The organism is Citrobacter sp. CK181, from assembly GCF_030333595.1.
GTDB lineage: Bacteria > Pseudomonadota > Gammaproteobacteria > Enterobacterales > Enterobacteriaceae > Citrobacter_B > Citrobacter_B koseri.
On record NZ_JAOWFN010000015.1, the window covers coordinates 493,478 to 508,319 of the forward strand.

The 14,842-nt window shown below is 53.9% G+C and carries 16 protein-coding genes and 2 pseudogenes; 13 read left to right on the forward strand and 5 right to left on the reverse strand.

All coding sequences use genetic code 11. From position 1 onward, the window contains the following. Positions 1 to 460: 460 nt before the first annotated feature. The 11 genes and pseudogenes from OGW17_RS19585 (at position 461) to OGW17_RS19635 (ending at position 7,896) form a co-directional block, all read left to right on the forward strand. Positions 461 to 1,762, forward strand: coding sequence for an MFS transporter (locus OGW17_RS19585; RefSeq protein WP_047463898.1), 1,302 nt, complete (start codon positions 461 to 463; stop codon positions 1,760 to 1,762). A gap of 142 nt (positions 1,763 to 1,904) precedes the next feature. Beyond that, on the forward strand, positions 1,905 to 2,681 hold the full coding sequence (exuR, locus tag OGW17_RS19590; protein WP_012135233.1) for a transcriptional regulator ExuR: 777 nt from the start codon (positions 1,905 to 1,907) through the stop codon (positions 2,679 to 2,681). 349 nt (positions 2,682 to 3,030) lie between these two features. Next, positions 3,031 to 3,693, forward strand: a complete 663-nt coding sequence (gene yqjA, locus OGW17_RS19595) for a DedA family general envelope maintenance protein YqjA (protein ID WP_012135234.1) — start codon at positions 3,031 to 3,033, stop codon at positions 3,691 to 3,693. A gap of 3 nt (positions 3,694 to 3,696) precedes the next feature. Then, complete coding sequence (mzrA, locus tag OGW17_RS19600) at positions 3,697 to 4,080, forward strand: EnvZ/OmpR regulon moderator MzrA (RefSeq protein ID WP_047461090.1); 384 nt, start codon at positions 3,697 to 3,699, stop codon at positions 4,078 to 4,080. Between the two features lie 147 nt (positions 4,081 to 4,227). After that, entirely contained in the window at positions 4,228 to 4,596 is a 369-nt protein-coding gene (locus OGW17_RS19605; protein ID WP_049010354.1) for a DUF1090 domain-containing protein, read from the forward strand. A 41-nt stretch (positions 4,597 to 4,637) separates the two neighbouring features. Beyond that, entirely contained in the window at positions 4,638 to 4,943 is a 306-nt protein-coding gene (locus OGW17_RS19610) for an ElaB/YgaM/YqjD family protein (protein ID WP_012135237.1), read from the forward strand. 2 nt (positions 4,944 to 4,945) lie between these two features. Next, positions 4,946 to 5,351 (forward strand): annotated as a pseudogene (locus OGW17_RS19615) (phage holin family protein). Continuing rightward, positions 5,341 to 5,640 carry a YqjK-like family protein gene (locus OGW17_RS19620; RefSeq protein ID WP_012135239.1) on the forward strand — a complete coding sequence of 100 codons (300 nt, stop codon included), beginning with the start codon at positions 5,341 to 5,343 and terminating at the stop codon, positions 5,638 to 5,640. Before OGW17_RS19615 ends, OGW17_RS19620 begins: the two are co-directional and overlap by 11 nt. 277 nt (positions 5,641 to 5,917) lie before the next feature. Beyond that, positions 5,918 to 6,310: a DoxX family protein gene (locus OGW17_RS19625; RefSeq protein ID WP_012135240.1), complete on the forward strand. Its 393-nt coding sequence runs from the start codon at positions 5,918 to 5,920 to the stop codon at positions 6,308 to 6,310. A 68-nt stretch (positions 6,311 to 6,378) separates the two neighbouring features. Continuing rightward, positions 6,379 to 7,374, forward strand: a complete 996-nt coding sequence (locus tag OGW17_RS19630) for a glutathione S-transferase family protein (protein WP_049010352.1) — start codon at positions 6,379 to 6,381, stop codon at positions 7,372 to 7,374. A 156-nt stretch (positions 7,375 to 7,530) separates the two neighbouring features. Continuing rightward, entirely contained in the window at positions 7,531 to 7,896 is a 366-nt protein-coding gene (locus tag OGW17_RS19635; protein ID WP_012135242.1) for a DUF805 domain-containing protein, read from the forward strand. A gap of 89 nt (positions 7,897 to 7,985) precedes the next feature. Here OGW17_RS19635 and yhaJ read toward each other — a convergent pair whose 3' ends face one another. Further along, positions 7,986 to 8,882 carry a DNA-binding transcriptional regulator YhaJ gene (gene yhaJ / locus OGW17_RS19640; RefSeq protein WP_071257776.1) on the reverse strand — a complete coding sequence of 299 codons (897 nt, stop codon included), beginning with the start codon at positions 8,880 to 8,882 and terminating at the stop codon, positions 7,986 to 7,988. Between the two features lie 104 nt (positions 8,883 to 8,986). Here yhaJ and OGW17_RS19645 point away from each other — a divergent pair, with 104 nt between their 5' ends. After that, a complete protein-coding gene (locus tag OGW17_RS19645; protein ID WP_071257775.1) occupies positions 8,987 to 9,688 on the forward strand; it encodes a pirin family protein in 702 nt (233 codons plus the stop codon). Between the two features lie 26 nt (positions 9,689 to 9,714). Further along, positions 9,715 to 9,879: a protein YhaL gene (locus OGW17_RS19650; RefSeq protein ID WP_047463896.1), complete on the forward strand. Its 165-nt coding sequence runs from the start codon at positions 9,715 to 9,717 to the stop codon at positions 9,877 to 9,879. A gap of 105 nt (positions 9,880 to 9,984) precedes the next feature. Here OGW17_RS19650 and OGW17_RS21680 read toward each other — a convergent pair. From OGW17_RS21680 to tdcG, 4 genes and pseudogenes are all read right to left on the reverse strand, one after another. Next, a pseudogene (locus OGW17_RS21680) lies at positions 9,985 to 10,167 on the reverse strand (hypothetical protein); the annotation flags it as partial. A 194-nt stretch (positions 10,168 to 10,361) separates the two neighbouring features. Next, a complete protein-coding gene (locus OGW17_RS19655) occupies positions 10,362 to 11,672 on the reverse strand; it encodes an L-cysteine desulfidase family protein (RefSeq protein ID WP_071257772.1) in 1,311 nt (436 codons plus the stop codon). Positions 11,673 to 11,697: 25 nt separating this feature from the next. Next, on the reverse strand, positions 11,698 to 13,029 hold the full coding sequence (locus OGW17_RS19660; RefSeq protein WP_024130973.1) for an SLC5/6 family protein: 1,332 nt from the start codon (positions 13,027 to 13,029) through the stop codon (positions 11,698 to 11,700). 381 nt (positions 13,030 to 13,410) lie between these two features. Further along, positions 13,411 to 14,775, reverse strand: a complete 1,365-nt coding sequence (gene tdcG, locus OGW17_RS19665; protein ID WP_012135249.1) for an L-serine ammonia-lyase — start codon at positions 14,773 to 14,775, stop codon at positions 13,411 to 13,413. Positions 14,776 to 14,842 lie beyond the last annotated feature (67 nt).

Below are 14,842 nucleotides of genomic sequence, written 5' to 3' on the forward strand. Positions count from 1 at the left end.
CTCAACGAGTGCGTCAGATTGCTTATGTTTTGATGCTGTCAAAGTTATCACACCAATTTCCAGACCCTGAAGATATTTTCGTGAGTTGGATCAATAAAAACCAACAAATAAATTACCCCTAAAAGAGTAAACAGCGCTCCAGGCCGCGCCATTGCTGGTATTTCTAAATCGAAATAATGACCACACTAAGAATCCTGCATTTGTGATGTCACTCACCTTTTGAAGTTGTATGACAAGTTATCTTTCTGGCCGTCGCGATACATAAGCCGACGGAATGCAAAGTTATCGATGGTTAAGACATCGAATTGACCGGTACGGAAACCGAATTAGCACGATGACTCATGGCAACGTTCGGGGCGTACCGGCTTTTTTTCGGTTATCCCGTCGTCAATAACTTCCCCGCTCAGCGCAGGAAGATAACCGCGATTGTTGCGGAAATAACAAAACGATGAGGTTTTACATGCGTAAAATTAAAGGGTTACGTTGGTATATGATTGCACTGGTGACATTAGGCACCGTGCTGGGCTATCTGACGCGTAACACTGTGGCGGCGGCTGCGCCAACGCTGATGGAAGAGTTACACATCTCCACACAACAGTATTCCTATATCATCGCAGCCTATTCTGCTGCTTACACTGTCATGCAACCCGTAGCCGGTTACGTACTGGATGTTCTCGGTACGAAGGTGGGTTACGCCATGTTCGCCGTTCTGTGGGCCGTATTCTGCGGCGCAACCGCACTGGCTGGAAGCTGGGGCGGCCTGGCGCTGGCGCGCGGCGCGGTCGGCGCTGCTGAAGCCGCGATGATCCCGGCGGGCCTGAAAGCCAGCTCTGAATGGTTCCCGGCAAAAGAACGCTCTATTGCGGTCGGCTACTTTAACGTCGGCTCTTCCATCGGCGCGATGATTGCGCCTCCGCTGGTCGTCTGGGCTATCGTGATGCACAGCTGGCAGATGGCGTTTATTATTTCCGGCGTGCTGAGCTTCATCTGGGCAATGGCCTGGCTGGTGTTCTATAAACACCCGCGCGACCAGAAAAAGCTGACGGATGCAGAACGCGACTACATCATTGGCGGTCAGGAAGCGCAGCACAAAGACAATACTGCGAAGAAAATGTCTCTCGCGCAGATCCTGCGTAACCGCCAGTTCTGGGGTATCGCCCTGCCACGTTTCCTCGCGGAACCGGCATGGGGAACCTTCAACGCCTGGATCCCGTTGTTCATGTTTAAAGTGTACGGCTTTAACCTGAAAGAGATCGCCATGTTCGCCTGGATGCCCATGCTGTTTGCCGACTTAGGCTGCATCATCGGCGGTTATCTGCCGCCGCTGTTCCAGCGCTGGTTCGGCGTAAACCTGATCGTCTCCCGTAAAATGGTCGTTACCCTGGGCGCGCTGCTGATGATTGGCCCAGGCATGATCGGCCTGTTCACCAGCCCGTATATCGCCATCATGCTGCTTTGCATCGGCGGTTTCGCTCACCAGGCGCTGTCCGGCGCGCTGATTACGCTCTCTTCTGACGTCTTTGGCCGTAATGAAGTGGCAACCGCGAATGGCCTGACCGGGATGTCCGCCTGGCTGGCGAGCACATTGTTTGCTCTGGTGGTCGGCGCGCTGGCTGACACCATCGGCTTCAGCCCGCTGTTCGCGGTACTGGCGGTGTTCGACCTGCTCGGCGCGCTGGTTATCTGGACGGTGCTGCAAAACAAACCGGCCAGCGAGGCGGGGCCAGGGTCGCAGGTCAATCACCCCGCAACGCAAAGTTGACCTGACCTGCGCCATCATCCAACAAGGTTTACTCATCCAAAGCCGCCTGTTAAACAGGCGGCTTTTTCAACGGTACAAGTGGAGCCAGCCTCGCAAAAGTGGTATAACAAATATAGTCTGCCGTCTTATGCCTGGAGCGCATATGGAAATCACCGAACCACGACGTTTGTATCAACAACTTGCTGCTGACCTGAAAGAGCGCATCGAACAGGGCGTCTACCTTGTGGGCGATAAACTCCCTGCCGAACGCTTTATTGCCGATGAGAAAAACGTCAGCCGTACAGTGGTTCGTGAAGCGATTATCATGCTGGAGGTCGAAGGCTACGTAGAAGTCCGCAAAGGTTCCGGCATCCACGTTATTTCAAATCAACCGAAATATTATGTCGCCCCGGATGAAAACCTTGAGTTCGCCAATTATGGCCCGTTCGAACTTCTCCAGGCGCGCCAGTTGATAGAAAGCAATATTGCCGAGTTTGCCGCCACGCAGGTGACGAAACAGGACATCATGAAGTTGATGGAAATCCAGGAGAAAGCGCGTAACGAAAAATGTTTCCGCGACTCCGAATGGGATCTCCAGTTCCATGTGCAGGTCGCGCTGGCGACGCAAAATACCGCGCTGGCCGCCATTGTCGAAAAAATGTGGACTCAGCGCGTACATAACCCGTACTGGAAAAAACTGCACGATCATATTGATTCACGCACCGTCGATAACTGGTGCGACGATCATGACCATATTCTCAAGGCGCTGATTCGCAAAGATCCTCATGCCGCGAAACTGGCAATGTGGCAGCATCTGGAGAACACCAAACAGATGCTGTTTAACGAAACCAGCGACGATTTCGAATTTAACGCCGACCGCTATCTTTTTGCTGAAAATCCCGTTGTTCATCTGGACACTGCCGCTAACGGGGCAAAATAGACAATCTTACGCAGACAGGCGCATCAGGGCGCCTGTCTGCGACGCCGCTCAGTAAGCGTAAGATATAAAGTGTCAGCCTGTGTAAATCCTCTCGCCACCCACCTTTGTGATAAGCAAAATCATATTTTAACGACGTGCGATTTCTATAACGGACTACGTCGACCTTTGTTACAATTAGATGCATTTTGAATTTTTGTGTGTTAGTGCTTGCTTACTTCACAACTTAACAAGGAATGGTTCAGGCCGCGATTTTGCGCCCGTCCGCAACCCAAGTAGAAAATGAATAATGTTGCGGTATTGCAAACTCAAAAAACCGGCGTGACGTTAACCGATTCTCCAGGAATACTGAATGGAACTACTGACTCAATTACTGAATGCCCTGTGGGCTCAGGATTTTGAAACACTCGCCAACCCTTCCATGATTGGCATGCTTTATTTCGTACTATTTATGATTTTGTTCCTGGAAAATGGGTTGCTTCCTGCCGCCTTTTTACCTGGTGACAGTTTGCTGGTGCTGGTCGGCGTACTTATCGCCAAAGGCGCAATGGGGTTTCCGCAAACGCTCCTGCTGTTAACCGTGGCCGCCAGCCTGGGCTGCTGGGTCAGTTATATTCAGGGGCGATGGCTGGGCAACACGCGTATTGTACAAAACTGGCTGTCGCATCTGCCCGCGCATTATCATCAGCGCGCTCACCATTTGTTCCATAAACATGGTCTGTCCGCGCTGTTAATTGGCCGTTTTATCGCTTTCGTTCGTACCTTGTTACCCACTATCGCGGGTCTGTCCGGCCTTAATAACGCGCGCTTTCAATTCTTTAACTGGATGAGCGGGTTGTTGTGGGTCCTGATCCTGACCTCGCTGGGTTACTTGCTGGGCAAAACGCCTGTATTCCTGAAGTACGAAGACCAACTGATGTCATGTCTGATGCTGCTGCCAGTGGTGCTGCTGGTCTTTGGGCTGGCGGGTTCGCTGGTGGTGCTCTGGAAAAAGAAATACGGAAATCGGGGATAGAGTATGGTGAAACCACGCATAACGCTTCGACAACTGGCCTGGACAACCTCTTTTCTCGTGCTGATGAGCGTGCTTTTTCTCGTCTGGTCGACCATTCGCCAGCAGGAATCCACGCTGGCCATTCGCGCCATCCATCAGGGCGTCAGTATGCCGGACGGCTTTTCCATCTGGCATCATCTGGACGCTAACGGCATTCGCTTCAAAAGCATCACGCCACAAAATGACGCGCTGCTTATTACGTTTGACTCCAGCGCGCAAAGCGCGGCGGCTAAGGCCGTGCTGGACAGAACGTTGCCGCATGGCTATATCATCGCCCAACAGAACGGCGACAGCCAGGCCGTACAGTGGTTGACCCGCTTACGGGATAACCCACATCGCTTCGGTTAATTTCCAGGAATCCGAATCATATCACCCACTTTGGTGATTTCGCCGTTTACTGACTATGATTAATAAGGCGGACTTATTGTCCGCCGTGTTATAACCTGGATCATCGTCCCCCGGTAACGGGTTCGAATCACAATGGAAGGTTCAAGAATGAAATACCGCATCGCTTTCGCCATTACCCTTTTCACGCTCAGTGCAGGCAGCTATGCCAATACCCTCTGTCAGGAAAAAGAGCAGGATATACAGAAGGAAATTAGCTACGCCGAAAAGCACAACAATCAGAACCGCATTAATGGTTTGAATAAAGCGCTCAGCGAACTCAGAGCAAACTGCACCGACAGTAAACTGCGTGCTGACCATCAGAAAAAGATCGCAAAACAAAAAGATGAGATTGCTGAACGTCAGCGTGATCTGGTCGAAGCAAAACAAAAAGGCGATGCGGATAAAATTGCGAAACGTGAACGCAAGCTGGCTGAAGCTCAGGATGACCTGAAAAAGCTTGAGGCACGCGACTACTAAGTCAAATCAAACGTTAACGACTCACTCACCTGGAGAAAACTATGTCGAAAGATAACACTACGGAACATCTGCGCGCTGAGTTGAAATCCCTGGCTGATACGCTCGAAGAGGTGCTTAGCTCCTCTGGCGATAAGTCGAAAGAAGAGTTGAGTAAGATTCGTAGCAAAGCCGAGCGCGCGCTGAAAGAAAGCCGCAACCGTCTGGGCGAAACCGGCGATGCGATTGCCAAACAAACCCGCGAAGCCGCAGCACGCGCTGACGACTATGTACGCGAGAACCCGTGGACGGGCGTCGGCATTGGCGCAGCCGTTGGTGTGGTGCTGGGCGTACTGCTGACGCGTCGTTAATTATGGCGGATTCTCATCACGCGCAGGGGCCAGGCAAAAGCGTTCTGGGCATCGGGCAGCGGATTGTCACTATCCTTGTTGAGATGGTAGAAACCCGACTGCGACTGGCGGTTGTGGAACTGGAAGAGGAAAAAGCGAATCTCTTTCAGCTTCTGCTGATGCTGGGGCTGACCATGCTTTTCGCGGCGTTCGGTCTGATGAGCCTGATGGTGCTTATCATCTGGGCGGTTGACCCCCAGTATCGCCTCAATGCAATGATCGCCACCACCGTTGTGTTGCTGGTTCTGGCGCTGATCGGCGGACTCTGGACGTTACACAAAGCCCGCCAGTCAACGCTGTTACGCCATACGCGTCATGAACTGGCTAACGACCGGCAAATTCTGGAGGATGATAAGCCGTGAGCAGTAAAGTCGAACGTCAAAAGCGTAAGGCGTTGCTGCTCAGCCAAATCCAGCAGCAAAGGCTGGACCTTTCAGCCGGTCGTCGCGACTGGCTGGAAGCGACGGACAGCTGGGATCGCGGCTGGAACACGCTGATCAGCCTGCGTTCCTGGGCGCTGGTCGGCAGCAGCGTTATGGCTATCTGGACAATTCGCCACCCAAATCTGCTGGTGCGCTGGGCAAAACGCGGTTTTGGCATCTGGAGCGCCTGGCGGCTGGTCAAAAGCACGATCCGAAAACAGCAGCTGCGCGGCTGATTCCTGCACCCTTCCTCCTCGCCATCCGGCATAACGCCCGATGGCGCTACGCTTATCGGGCCTACGCATTGCTGTTGATCCAATAAGGTGTTTACACCGCTATCCGGCAATCTGTGCCCTGTCACTCAAAATTTTTGAAAATTATTGACAGTTTTCCTTGCTAACAATTGTTACATGTCACGTTTATGATTCTCTCCATCAACCGCAACGACGCGACATTCCGCGTGATTGCACAAAAAATGAAATCAGCAGCCTGAGTGGTTCCCTGGAGAGTAAAATGAAAAAATTAGAAGATGTTGGTGTACTGGTAGCGCGCATTCTGATGCCCATTCTGTTTATCACCGCAGGTTGGGGAAAAATCACCGGTTATGCGGGTACCCAACAATACATGGAAGCGATGGGGGTTCCGGGGTTCCTGTTACCGCTGACTATCCTGCTTGAGTTTGGCGGCGGTCTGGCGATTCTGTTCGGTTTCCTGACCCGTACAACGGCGCTGTTTACCGCAGGCTTTACCCTGCTGACCGCGTTCATCTTCCACAGCAACTTTGCGGAAGGCGTTAACTCACTGATGTTCATGAAAAACCTGACCATCGCAGGCGGTTTCCTGCTGCTGGCTATCACGGGGCCGGGCGCATTCAGCATCGACCGCGTCCTGAATAAAAAGTGGTAAGCACGCTATACTGAATCAAAAAACGAGGGGATATTCTCCTCGTTTTTGCTATCTGGAGGAGAGAGAAAATGGGACAACTGATTGACGGCGTATGGCATGACACCTGGTATGACACCAAGTCTACGGGGGGGAAATTTCAACGTTCTGTATCGGCTTTCCGTAACTGGCTCACCGCTGATGGCGCGCCGGGTCCGACTGGCGAAGGGGGCTTTGCCGCCGAAAAAGATCGCTATCACCTGTATGTTTCACTTGCCTGCCCGTGGGCGCATCGCACGCTGATCCTGCGTAAGCTCAAGGGGCTGGAACCGTTTATCTCCGTTTCTGTTGTGAATCCGCTGATGCTGGAGAATGGCTGGACGTTTGATGATAATTTCCCGGCGGCAACCGGTGATACGCTGTATCAACACGAGTTTCTGTATCAACTCTATCTGCATGCCGATCCGCACTACAGCGGTCGCGTCACCGTACCGGTATTGTGGGATAAAAAGAATCACACCATCGTCAGTAATGAATCGGCGGAAATCATTCGCATGTTCAATACCGCATTCGATGCGCTGGGCGCCAAAGCCGGGGATTACTACCCGACGGCCCTGCGCGGAAAAATTGACGAGCTCAATAGCTGGATTTATGACAACGTCAACAACGGCGTGTACAAAGCCGGGTTCGCCACCAGCCAGCAGGCCTATGATGAAGCCGTAGAGAAAGTGTTCGAGTCACTGGCGCGTCTGGAGCAAATCCTGGGGCAGCACCGCTACCTGACCGGCGACCAGTTAACCGAGGCGGACATTCGCCTGTGGACCACGCTGGTGCGTTTTGACCAGGTTTACGTTACGCACTTCAAGTGCGACAAATACCGCATCAGCGATTACCTGAACCTTTATGGTTTCCTGCGCGATATCTGGCAGATGCCCGGCATTGCGGAAACCGTCAACTTCGACCATATCCGTAACCACTACTTCCGTAGCCACAAAACCATCAACCCGACGGGGATTATCTCCATTGGCCCGTTGCAGGATCTCAATGAGCCTCACGGGCGCGACGTCCGCTTTGCAAAAGCGGGATAATCCCTTTACGCCGCCACCAGGAAACAGTCTGGTGGCGGCGCTAACTCGCCTTACCCGCCCGGTGCATTAAACATTAATCATTCGAATATTTACCACCATTCCATTCACGGCTATTCTTATTTAAAAACAAGTGATTGACCGTATGTTGAGGCGAAAATGGACTGGTATTTAAAAGTATTGAAGAACTATATCGGCTTTGGCGGCCGCGCGCGTCGTAAAGAGTACTGGATGTTTATTCTGGTCAACGTCATTTTTACGTTCGTGTTGGGCGTGCTGGACAAGATGTTCGGCTGGCAACGCGCCGGGGGCGAAGGCGTGCTGACAACCATTTATGGCATTCTGATTTTCTTACCGTGGTGGGCAGTACAGTTCCGTCGGTTGCATGATACCGATCGTTCCGCATGGTGGCTGTTGCTGCTCCTCATCCCTGTTATTGGCTGGCTGGTCATCATCCTCTTTAACTGCCAGAACGGTACGCCAGGCGAAAACCGCTTCGGGCAGGACCCTAAAATTCTGCCCTGAAGTGAAGCCGGTAGATGCCTGATGGCGCTGCGCTTATCAGGCCTACGCGAGCGCCTGCACCACCATCCGGCTAAACAGGGCTTGCGCTCTTATCTGCTGGCAAACAGTTTCGGGATTTCCCGCAGGCACCAGGCTTTCGCCTCGCCCATGCTGTCGCGTCGCCAGGCCATAATAATATCAATTTCACTGGTCGATTCCGGGCTGACGACCCGCAGTCTTCCTTGTGCAATATCCTGTTCGACCAGCGGATACGGCATGGTCGCGACGCCCAGCCCGGCCAGCAAGGCCTGACGTTTGTCTTCAATGGTACTCACCGTCAGGCGCGGCTGTTTGTCCAGCAGCTGCACGGTCAATACCGGTCGCTCGCGGGCGGTATCCGCCACCGCCACACCACGATATTTCACGCGGGTCACTTCAGACAGCGGCTCCGGCTCCAGATGAATCGGATGGTCCGGCGCCGCCACGTAGACGTTCATCAGCGTATACAGCTTGCGGGAGTTAATTTCTGACGACGAGCGGAAATGCATATCCGGTGCAATCACAATATCGGCCCGCCCCTGCTCCAGACGTTCCCAGGCGCCCGCCAGCACTTCCGTGATCACCGAAAGCTGGGTGTTGGCTTTCGCGGCCAGTCGGTCAATCAGCGGGAAGAAGGCTGAGGTCGGCACCAGCGCTTCTGTCACCAGCGTCAGGTGCGTTTCCCAACCGCGCGCCAGCGCTTCGGCATCGGTGGTCAGCTTGTCTGCCGCTTCCAGCAATACGCGCCCGCGTTCCAGCAGCATACGCCCTACATTGGTGAATTTTGTCCGATGGCCGGAGCGGTCAAACAACACCACATCCAGCTCTTCTTCCAGTTTTTGCATGGTGTAGCTGAGCGCGGATGGTACGCGACCTAACTCATCTGCCGCCGCCGCGAAGCTCCCGCGTCGATCTATTGCGTCCATGACGCGTAACGCTTCCAGTGTTAACGCCCTTTCTTTGGCCATATCGTTCTCATTCAGGAAATTTGAACATACCGGGCAGAATATCTGGCTAACAATGCAGCGTCCAGCCCCTTAACATAAAAGGAAGTAAAGAGAGGTCAAGAATTATGATTACTACCCGAACAGCCAAACAGTGCGGACAGGCAGACTACGGATGGTTGCAGGCCCGTTATACCTTCTCCTTTGGACACTACTTCGACCCAAAACTGCTGGGCTATGCCTCCCTGCGCGTACTCAACCAGGAAGTGCTGGCGCCGGGCGCCTCCTTCCAGCCGCGCACCTACCCGAAGGTGGATATTTTAAACCTGATTCTGGAAGGCGAAGCGGAATATCGCGACAGCGAAGGCAATCATGTCCAGGCGAAAGCGGGCGAAGCCCTGCTGCTCGCCACGCAGCCGGGCATTAGCTATAGCGAGCATAATCTCAGTAAAGATAAGTCGCTTACCAGAATGCAGCTATGGCTGGACGCCTGTCCTGAGCGGGAAAACCCGTTGGTACAGAAAACCACGCTAACTGCGGGCAAACAGCAACTCCTCGCCTCCCCGGATGGAGAACAGGACAGCCTGCAATTACGCCAGCAGGTCTGGGTGCACCATATTGAGCTGAAAAAAGGCGAGTCGCTGAGCTTTCAACTGCATGGCCCACGCGCCTATTTGCAGTCGATTCACGGTACGTTTCATGCGGTAACGCATAACGAGGAGCGAGAAGCGCTTACCTGCGGCGACGGCGCATTTATTCGTGATGAAGCTAACATAACGTTAGTTGCCGACACGCCATTGCGCGCTTTACTGATAGATTTGCCTGTGTAGTCAGAAAAAATAAGGGAGTTATGACTGTGAGCAAAAAATCGGCTAAAAAGCATCAATCCGTAACCCAACCCGCAGCACAGGATGCGGCAAACGCGCCCGGGAAATTTGGCTACGAGGAGATGCTAACCGAACTGGAAGCTATCGTCGCGGATGCAGAGATCCGGTTAGCGGAAGAAGATGAAGCCGCCTGAAAAGGCGGCTTCTGATTATCGATAAACGTAATGCCGGATGGCGGCGTAAACGCCTTATCAGGCCTACGAACGCAAGTTACCGTAGGCCTGATAAGCGCAGCGCCATCAGGCAAACTGAAAAGGCGGCTTCTGATTATCGATAAACGTAATGCCGGATGGCGGCGTAAACGCCTTATCCGGCCTACGAACGCAAGTTACCGTAGGCCTGATAAGCGCAGCGCCATCAGGCAAACTGAAAAGGCGGCTTCTGATTACCGATAAACGCAATGCCGGATGGCGGCGTAAACGCCTTATCCGGCCTACAAACGCAAGTTACCGTAGGCCTGATAAGCGCAGCGCCATCAGGCAAACTGAAAAGGCGGCTTCTGATTATCGACAAACGTAATGCCGGATGGCGGCGTAAACGCCTTATCAGGCCTACGAACGCAAGTTACCGTAGGCCTGATAAGCGCAGCGCCATCAGGCAAACCCGCGCCACAGGGTTAATGCGCCTTACTGGCCATAATTTCGATAACCTGACGGTCGGTTTGCTGCATTGCATGACAGGCCAACGCGCACAAATTCGAAATAGATTGCTCGACGTTATGCGCCACAATTCCTTCGTTGCCGGTTACCGCCGTATCATCCAGCGCCATTAACACCGCTTTCCAGGCCGCAGACGCGCTGGTCGATACCTTCATCGCACAGCTATTCGATGCGCCGTCGCATATCATCCCGCTCACGTCGCCGATCATACTGCTGATCGCCATCGCAATCGTGTTATAGCGGCCATCCATCAGCCACGCCATTCCTGCCGCCGCCCCCATTGCCGCCGTGGTCGCCGCACAGAGCGCTGACAGGCGTGGAAGCTGATGGTGAATGTAGATCGCGCTCAGGTGCGAGAGCATCAGGGCGCGCGCCAGACGTTCGTCATCCGCCCCCACATGCTCCGCCACCACCATTACGGGAACCGTCGCGGTGATCCCCTGATTGCCGGAGCCGGAGTTACTCATGGCTGGCAGCGTCGCGCCGCCCATCCGCGCATCCGAGGCTGCGCTGGTGCGAATCAGGATCGCCGTTGACAGATCGTCCGCCAGCAGACCGCGTGCGCACTGCTTTTGCAACGTCGCCCCGATATGCAGCCCCCAGGTGCCGCGCAATCCTTCCTGCGACAGCGCGCCGTTCAGTCTGGCGGCCTCCAGAATAAAGCGGATTGACGCAAATGGCACCGCATTCACAAACGCCAGAATCTCTTCCAGCGAGGTCTTTGATAAGACCGACAGCGGCGATTCTTGCGCCTCCCCCTGCACGCTTTCGGTCTGCGTAAAGATCACCCCAGTGTGAGTTTCAATGCGCACGATATTGGTGTGCCCGCCGACGATCGTTACGCAGGCCCACGCATCGCCGCTGTACACTTTGGCGCGTGAGAAGAGGATGTCGTCGCATGGCTCCTGCAACATCACCGACACCTTCCCGGCAGCCAGCATCGCTTTCGCATCCGCAATCGCCCCCGAAGAGGCGTTTTTCAACACTTCCAGCCCCGCGCTGGCATCGCCGCCAAGCGCCCCCAGCGCTGCCGCAATGGGAAGCCCAACCATCCCGGTGCCCGGCACGGTGACGCCTAGGCCATTCTTCATCAGGTTCGGCGAGACCCACGCGTCAACGCGTTCAACTTCGCCGTCAAGTTCAGCCGCAGCAACCGCCGCCGCCAGCGCCAGAGAGACAGGTTCCGTACATCCCAGTGCCGGTTTTACCTCTTCCTGTACTGCGAGGATAAAACGCTGCCATAACGGATTTTCTGTAGACTCAAACATAACAACAACCTTACTTTCAGGAAGATCAAGCAAATGCCAGGAACGGAGAAACGCACAGCAGCAAACCCGTGACGATAATCAGATACAGAGACGCGCCCTTGTATTTGTGCAGTGCAGGAACTTTGTAGACCAGCCAGGCCGGGATCAAACATCCCACCATGCCGAAGATCGGGCTACAGATAGAGGTAAAACTCAGCACCGGCGCATTCAGCACAATGGCGCTCCAGGCCAGTAAGATGGCGAAAACCATAATGCCGCGCTGCACGAAGCGTTCGTTAATCTTCTCGACAGGCATTCTGCGGCGCAGCAGGTTCATCACAATTCCCTGAGTCGCTTCGCGAAAGCCTAAGTAAACGCCGAAGAACGCGGTCATAACGGCAAAGATATTCAGGATCACGCTGACCACTTTCACCCAGCCCGCACCCGCGCCGCTAATAAACTGCGCGGCGATCGCCAGTGCAGAGATGTTCTGCTCATAGGCTTTGACCGCTTCGTCATGCCCCATCGCCAGGGTGAAAGAGACTGCGTAGAAAAAGACGGTAACAAACAGAATGCCGAACGCGATGTTCATGGCGCGCAGCGCTTTATGCCGTGCGACCTCAATGGATTTTTCGCGTGAACGATAAGAGATCACCATCGGACTCAAGGTCTGGATAAACAGGATGGAGGTCAGCGTAAACGGCAAGGTGATGATGGCGTTTTTAATCAACAGCGCCATCGGCGGCAGCGCGCCAATGTTGTACAAATGCCACATCCCGATCATTGAGACGCCGAGCGCCGCGACCACCAGCAGTTTAGTCAGCACCATGCCGGTCGAAATCTTGAACAGAAGCTGCTCACCGCGTGACGAGATCGCCACCAGAATGCAAATCAGCACCAGTCCATAAAACGGGCTGTCGGAGAGCAAACCTTCCGTGACGCCAAAGGTGTGCAGATAAGAGGCGCTGTCGTTAGTGATGGCGGTGGAGTAGACAAACATCCAGATCACCAGCATCACAAAGTAGAGTGCGCCTAACAGGATGCCCCAGTTTTTCCCCAGATAGCCGCTGATGACGCTCGGGTAGTCTTTACATTCCGGGGACTCCGCCAGCGTGTTGATGAACAGGCGCTGGAACAGATACATCGCGGGATAGCCGATAATAGAGGAGAGTAAAAAGACCCACAGCCCCATTAAACCGACCTGCACCGGGAGAAAAACAATCCCCGCGCCGATCGCCATACCAATACTCATGATGACCCAGCCCGTGTCGGTGCTGTCGAATTTAATGGCTTCGCGCCATTCGCTTTCGGTCATCCCTGCCCGGCGCGCCGGAGCTGATGCGTCGAGTATTACGCTGTTATTCGTTGCCGTTTCCATTACGTTCTCGCTTAATATGTAGGTAGAGTTTTTTATTATTTTTCCGTGCCGCATCAAGGTGATACGCGGTACATCGTGCGCAGGCGAGTTATTGGAGTAGTGAGGGAATCATACGCGCAGGATCAGAGAAAAACTTCACAAACAAACCCCTGTAATTTCTAAAAGTTAAGAAATATTTTCTCTTTTATATCCAAATAAAGAATTGAATTTCTATTTTTGAAGCAGATCACAACAAAAAAGGTGCACTAAAGTGCACCTTTTTTATCATGCCATGTTGATTAGTTCATTGCCGGATGGCGGCGCTTGCGCCTTCTCCGGCCTGCAAACGTACGTAAACCGTAGGCCTGATAAGCGCAGCGCCATCAGGCACGGCTATTCACCTCAGGTACAAACGACCTTAATCGCCAGCCCACCGCGCGAAGTCTCGCGGTACTTATCGTTCATATCCTTGCCGGTTTCATACATCGTCTCGATCACTTTATCGAGCGACACCCGTGGCTCAGACGTCCGCCGCAGCGCCATTCGCGCCGCATTCACCGCTTTTACCGCATTAATCGCGTTACGTTCAATGCAAGGAATTTGCACCTGCCCGGCCACCGGATCGCAGGTCAATCCCAGGTTGTGCTCCATCGCGATTTCCGCCGCAATGCAAACCTGCGATGGACTACCGCCCAGCAGTTCCGTCAGCCCTGCCGCCGCCATCGAGCAGGCGACGCCAACTTCACCCTGACAGCCCACTTCCGCACCGGAGATAGACGCATTCATCTTATACAGCGCGCCAATCGCGCCCGCAGCCAGCAGATAGCGGGCAATCGAGTTGGCATTCACCGGACGGCGGAACTTATCGTAATAGGCCAGTACAGCAGGAATAATGCCGCATGCGCCGTTAGTTGGCGCCGTTACGACCCGTCCTCCTGCCGCGTTCTCTTCACTGACGGCCAGCGCAAACATGTTGATCCAGTCGATAACGTTCATCGGGTCGCTGGAGAGGCTGTCGCTGGAGACCAGCAGACGCCTTAACGCAACCGCGCGACGCGGCACATTCAGCGGCCCCGGCAGTACGCCCTCGGTGTTCATGCCGCGTTCAATCCCGGCGTGCATCACATCCCAGATGCGCGCGAATCCGGCGTCAATCTCCTCTTTGCTGCGCAGCGCCAGCTCGTTTTGCATCATCAGGCCAGAGACCGAAAGCCCGTTTCGCTCACACAGTTTCAGCAGTTCGCTGGCCGAGTGAAAATCATAAGGCACAGGCGTTTCGACATCATGCGCCTGCCCGAAACGCTCCTCTTCGACGATAAACCCGCCGCCAATGGAGTAATAGGTTTTGCTCAACAGCGTCTCTTGCCCGTTCCATGCCGTAATACGCATCCCGTTTTCATGGCGCGGTAGCGTTTCGGCGTGAAAGAGAATGCTGTCTGCTACCGGGAAATCAACAACGTGCGCTCCCTCGGCCACCGGCAGGCGTCCACTGCGCGTTACGTCTTCAATAAAGGTGGGAATCGCGTCGATATTCACGTTTTGCGGGCTGTTGCCTGCCAGCCCCATCATGATGGCGGTATCCGTCGCATGACCTTTCCCGGTCAGCGATAACGATCCATACAGATCAACCGTAATACGCGTCGTGCGAAGTAAATCACCCTTGCTGGTCAGTTGATCGATAAAACATTTTCCTGCATTCATCGGCCCTACGGTATGGGAGCTGGAAGGTCCAATGCCAATCTTAAAAATATCGAATGCGCTAATCATATCCAGAACCTCGGATTGCCGTTCAGTGGAGACCAGACATCAAATAGTTTCACACTCGTTTTTGGGA

Excerpts from the sequence above, each read along its gene's own strand:
- OGW17_RS19585 (WP_047463898.1), top strand. The coding sequence starts at position 461 with ATGCGTAAAATTAAAGGGTTACGTTGGTATATGATTGCACTGGTGACA.
- exuR (WP_012135233.1), top strand. The coding sequence starts at position 1,905 with ATGGAAATCACCGAACCACGACGTTTGTATCAACAACTTGCTGCTGAC.
- yqjA (WP_012135234.1), top strand. The coding sequence starts at position 3,031 with ATGGAACTACTGACTCAATTACTGAATGCCCTGTGGGCTCAGGATTTT.
- mzrA (WP_047461090.1), top strand. The coding sequence starts at position 3,697 with ATGGTGAAACCACGCATAACGCTTCGACAACTGGCCTGGACAACCTCT.
- OGW17_RS19605 (WP_049010354.1), top strand. The coding sequence starts at position 4,228 with ATGAAATACCGCATCGCTTTCGCCATTACCCTTTTCACGCTCAGTGCA.
- OGW17_RS19610 (WP_012135237.1), top strand. The coding sequence starts at position 4,638 with ATGTCGAAAGATAACACTACGGAACATCTGCGCGCTGAGTTGAAATCC.
- OGW17_RS19625 (WP_012135240.1), top strand. The coding sequence starts at position 5,918 with ATGAAAAAATTAGAAGATGTTGGTGTACTGGTAGCGCGCATTCTGATG.
- OGW17_RS19630 (WP_049010352.1), top strand. The coding sequence starts at position 6,379 with ATGGGACAACTGATTGACGGCGTATGGCATGACACCTGGTATGACACC.
- OGW17_RS19635 (WP_012135242.1), top strand. The coding sequence starts at position 7,531 with ATGGACTGGTATTTAAAAGTATTGAAGAACTATATCGGCTTTGGCGGC.
- yhaJ (WP_071257776.1), bottom strand. The coding sequence starts at position 8,882 with ATGGCCAAAGAAAGGGCGTTAACACTGGAAGCGTTACGCGTCATGGAC.
- OGW17_RS19645 (WP_071257775.1), top strand. The coding sequence starts at position 8,987 with ATGATTACTACCCGAACAGCCAAACAGTGCGGACAGGCAGACTACGGA.
- OGW17_RS19655 (WP_071257772.1), bottom strand. The coding sequence starts at position 11,672 with ATGTTTGAGTCTACAGAAAATCCGTTATGGCAGCGTTTTATCCTCGCA.
- OGW17_RS19660 (WP_024130973.1), bottom strand. The coding sequence starts at position 13,029 with ATGGAAACGGCAACGAATAACAGCGTAATACTCGACGCATCAGCTCCG.
- tdcG (WP_012135249.1), bottom strand. The coding sequence starts at position 14,775 with ATGATTAGCGCATTCGATATTTTTAAGATTGGCATTGGACCTTCCAGC.